At 41.7% G+C, this 904-nt stretch carries 1 protein-coding gene; it reads right to left on the bottom strand.

The features are described from left to right. Window positions 1-32: 32 nt before the first annotated feature. Window positions 33-904 (bottom strand): glycosyltransferase (locus tag NZ923_10695; GenBank protein ID MCS7230478.1); only part of this gene is annotated, 872 nt, incomplete at its 5' end.

Below are 904 nucleotides of genomic sequence, written 5' to 3'. Positions count from 1 at the left end.
AACGAAAAACACAGTAAAACTCACCAAAAATGTCATCCTTGTATGCCTCCCAAAGGAGGCTTATACTTGGTTATTCCATGTTGTGTTTTCTGCCAGTAAAAAGGCTTTGTAAAGAGTTCATAAAGTGCCTTGTAGGAGGCTATAGAGTGAAGCACCCAATAGATAGGGTTAAGCAGGGCGTAGAGTGAAAGCTCGTAAAACCCTCTCCTAAATACCGCTATCAAGCTTAGATACACGCCTATAAAGTTTCCAAAAAGCAGATTAAAAATGGACAAGTATAAAACTATTCCGGGAAAGAGAGGCTCTATGAGTTTAGTCTCTGTAAGGAGCCAGATAAAAAACATAAACCACATGATGGGATTTACGAGAAAAGTTATAGGTGTACCACCTATCATAAGATAAAAAGCCAGCATACCCCTAAGACCAACTGCCCTGTAAAGTCCTATGGGATTCCTTGAGTGCACGAGAAAGGTTTGCATGTATCCCTTTATCCATCTTGACCTTTGTCTTATCCAGTTTTTAAGCCTTGCATTTGCCTCTTCGTAGGTGGTAGAGTTTATCACGCCAACTTTATAGCCTTTTGCGAAGGCTCTGACTCCAAGGTCTGCATCTTCGGTGGTGTTGAAGGGGTCCCATGCTCCTATGTCCTTGAGCTTCTCCACGTCAAAATGATTACTGGTTCCACCCAAAGGTATAGGAAGCTTTAGGTTATATAGCCCTGGAAGAAGGTAATCAAACCAGTAAGAGTACTCTAGCGTAAACATTTTGGTAAGAAAGTTTTCATCCCTGTTAAAGTAGTTTAGTGCAGCCTGAAAGCATATGTAATCCCGTCCGGCTTTCCTAAAAGCTAAGATAGCCTTCTTTAACTGGTCTGGCTCTGGTATATCCTCCGCATCGTATATGG

The sequence above is a fragment of the Candidatus Kryptonium sp. genome, assembly GCA_025060635.1.
Taxonomy (GTDB): domain Bacteria; phylum Bacteroidota; class Ignavibacteria; order Kryptoniales; family Kryptoniaceae; genus Kryptonium.
Note: the sequence above shows the minus strand (reverse complement) of the source record. Positions and strands in the feature narration are given on the sequence as shown.